The sequence below is a fragment of the Streptomyces niveiscabiei genome, assembly GCF_001419795.1.
GTDB classification, from domain to species: domain Bacteria; phylum Actinomycetota; class Actinomycetes; order Streptomycetales; family Streptomycetaceae; genus Streptomyces; species Streptomyces niveiscabiei.
In genome coordinates, this window is record NZ_LIRL01001350.1 from 1 (window position 1) to 2,961 (window position 2,961).

A 2,961-nucleotide genomic window follows, 5' to 3' on the forward strand; every position below is an offset into this window, starting at 1 on the left:
GACCAGGGGCCTTGGGGTGACAGGGGCCGGGAACCTCGGGGTGGTGGCGGCCGAGGAGCGAGGCTGCGGGGCCGACGCGGACGGGGCCGACGCCTTCCGAGTGGTCCCGCAGGGGCCCGCGCCTCGACCAGACGCGGTGAGGCCGGGGCCCCGCAGACAGGCCGAGCCTCGACGCGCCGGACGCCGAGGTGCCGGGGGCGGAGGGCGACGGACCGCCCCGCGATGCGCCGGGTGCCGACACGCGACGGACCGAGCCTCGCCGCGCCGAGTGCCGCCGCGCCGAGTACCGAGGCGCCGGGGTGCGACGGGCCGCGCCTCGACGCGCCCGGTGTCGATGCGCCGACGTATGACGGGCCACCCCTCGGCGCCCCGGCCCGCAGCCCGCCAAGGGCCTCGCGCCGGGGTGCCGGTGAAGGGCCGGGCGGGCCGGCGCGTGTGTCATGGGCCGCACCCTAATGACCAGGGGAACCGGCGCGTACCGGCACGACGTCGTCCACACCAACACAGAACGAACGCACGTGCGGCGGCGGATGCGGGACGCGTGGACATCACCGGCCACCCGGCCCGCGACTTTCACCGGACCCACACGGCCGGAACGGCGGACGCGCAGCGCGGAAGGGCAGGTTCGGGGCATGGGCATCGTCAGTTGGATCATCCTGGGACTGTTGGCCGGAGTCGTCGCCAAGGTCCTGCTGCCGGGCCGCGACCCGGGCGGCCTCATCGGCACGACCCTCATCGGCGTCGCGGGCGCGTTCGTCGGCGGCTGGATCTCGGCGCGCTGGCTCGACCACCCGGTGACGAAGGACTTCTACGACGGCGCGACCTGGGCGGCGGCGATCGGTGGCTCGCTGGTGCTGCTGATCGTGTACCGCATCCTGTTCGGCAACTCACGGGACTGAGCCGTACGGAAGCGAACCCCGGACCCACCGAACCCCCGGACACACCAGAAGGGCGGGCGTCGAGGCGCCCGCCCTTCTGGTCCACCGGCCCGCGGACTACCGGTAGTTCACGAACTGGAGCGCGAAGTCGAAGTCCTGCCCCTTCAGCAGGGCGATGACGGCCTGGAGGTCGTCACGGCTCTTGGAGCTGACGCGCAGTTCGTCACCCTGCACCTGGGCCTTGACGCCCTTGGGGCCCTCGTCGCGGATGAGCTTGGCGACCTTCTTCGCGTTCTCCTGCGAGATGCCCTCCTTGACCTCGGCGAAGAGCTTGTACTCCTTGCCGGAGAGCTGGGGCTCACCCGCCTCCAGCGCCTTCAGCGAGATCCCGCGCTTGATGAGCTTCGACTGGAAGACGTCGAGGACAGCCTTGACCCGTTCCTCGGAGTTCGCCTCCATCAGGATCTTCTCGCCGGACCACGAGATCGAGGCGCCCACGCCCTTGAAGTCGTAGCGCTGCGAGATCTCCTTGGCGGCCTGGTTGAGGGCGTTGTCGACCTCCTGCCGCTCGACCTTCGAGACGATGTCGAAACTGGAGTCGGCCATGTCCTGTGGCTCCTTGTATCGGGGGGCGTGTCGAGTGCGTGGCGGCGTCCTCGGGGGCCCGTGCCTGTCCCGGCACAGCCCCGGCCACGTCCGGACAAGCCTAGCCACCCGATCACCTCCGGGCGCAGCTCAATCGGGTGGCGGACCACCCCTCCCCATCGGGTATTGTTTACGTCGTTGCCGGGAAACACCGCCGAAAAGCGGTTCGACCAGGTGACAAAACCCCGGCGGTGTGCCCGAGCGGCCAAAGGGAGCAGACTGTAAATCTGCCGGCTCAGCCTTCCCAGGTTCGAATCCTGGCGCCGCCACACGGGAACGCAAGGGCCCGTGACCCACTCAAGCAGTGGGTCACGGGCCCTTCGTCATTGGCGCCGCCGCGACGGCTCATGAAGAAGATCACACCCCCTACGGCGCCGCCGCGCAGCGTGCCGCCAGGCCGTGCCCGCGTGGCCCGCTGAGGCACACTGACCTCATGTCCAGCCGCCGCAGAACCTGCCCCGAGTGCCGCCGCGAGATCGCTGTCGTCGCCGGACGGTTCGCCCGGCACGACCCGCCCGGCGCCCGCGAAGCCGGCGAGCTGACGTCCTGCCCCGGCTCCCGCCGCCCCGCCCAGCTCGGCGCCGCCCAGCCGTCGCTGGACGGCTTCACGCTCCCGGAGTTCCCGGGCCAGATGCCCCTGTTCTGACCCACGCCCTCAGTCCTGCAACGACCCTGAGGCCCCGTCGGTTCCCGGCGTCAGTTCCCCGCCACCGACTTCACCGCCACGGACACCGGCGTGGAACCTCCCACCAGCTCCAGCGTCAGCCCCGCAGTCGCCGGTGTCTCCAGCAACTCCGCGAGTACGGCGGCCACATCGTCGCGCGGGATCATGCCGCGCCCCGTACGCGCCTCCAGGCGCACCAGCCCGGTCCCGGCGTCGTCGGTGAGGCCCCCGGGCCGCAGGACGGTCCAGTCGAGGGCGTTCAGGCTCTGGACGTACGCGTCGGCGGCCCCCTTCGCGCGCAGGTACGCGTCGAAGATCTCGTCCCCGGCGTGCCCGGCGTCCGCGCCCATCGAGGACACGACGAGGAACCGGCGCACGCCCGCGCGTACGGCCGCGTCGGCGAAGAGGACCGCCGCACCCTTGTCGACGGTGTCCTTGCGCGCGACCCCGCTGCCCGGGCCCGCACCCGCCGCGAACACGGCCGCGTCGGCGCCCCGGAGAACCCCGGCGACCTCCTCGACGGACGCCGACTCCAGGTCCAGGACGACCGGTTCGGCGCCGGCCGCGCGTAGCGCGTCCCCCTGCTCGGCCTTGCGGACGATCCCCGCGACCTCGTCCCCGCGCGCGGCGAGCAACCGCTCCAGCCGCAACGCGATCTGACCATGACCTCCGGCGATGACAATGCGCATGCTGTCGACCGTACGCCCGAGGAGCCCCGTCCGCCGCACGGCTCCCATTAAGTGTGACGGTCGGTAAATATGACCACCCCTTGCC

General features: G+C 71.9%; 4 protein-coding genes and 1 tRNA gene. 3 read left to right on the forward strand and 2 right to left on the reverse strand.

Going from position 1 to position 2,961, the window contains the following annotated elements:
- The first annotated feature begins 632 nt into the window (after window positions 1-632).
- Window positions 633-899: a GlsB/YeaQ/YmgE family stress response membrane protein gene (locus AOK24_RS43905; protein ID WP_055725401.1), complete on the forward strand. Its 267-nt coding sequence runs from the start codon at window positions 633-635 to the stop codon at window positions 897-899.
- Between the two features lie 96 nt (window positions 900-995).
- On the opposite strand, the gene AOK24_RS43910 is transcribed toward AOK24_RS43905, so the two are convergent.
- On the reverse strand, window positions 996-1,484 hold the full coding sequence (locus AOK24_RS43910) for a YajQ family cyclic di-GMP-binding protein (protein ID WP_055725402.1): 489 nt from the start codon (window positions 1,482-1,484) through the stop codon (window positions 996-998).
- Window positions 1,485-1,710: 226 nt separating this feature from the next.
- On the opposite strand from AOK24_RS43910, the gene AOK24_RS43915 reads away from it, so the two are divergent.
- Together AOK24_RS43915 and AOK24_RS43920 are read left to right on the forward strand one after the other, a co-directional pair.
- Window positions 1,711-1,792, forward strand: a tRNA-Tyr gene (locus AOK24_RS43915).
- A gap of 164 nt (window positions 1,793-1,956) precedes the next feature.
- Window positions 1,957-2,169 (forward strand): hypothetical protein, encoded by a 213-nt coding sequence (locus AOK24_RS43920; protein ID WP_055725403.1) that lies wholly within the window; start codon window positions 1,957-1,959, stop codon window positions 2,167-2,169.
- Window positions 2,170-2,219: 50 nt separating this feature from the next.
- On the opposite strand, the gene AOK24_RS43925 is transcribed toward AOK24_RS43920, so the two are convergent.
- Window positions 2,220-2,876: an SDR family oxidoreductase gene (locus tag AOK24_RS43925; RefSeq protein WP_055725404.1), complete on the reverse strand. Its 657-nt coding sequence runs from the start codon at window positions 2,874-2,876 to the stop codon at window positions 2,220-2,222.
- Window positions 2,877-2,961: the final 85 nt, after the last annotated feature.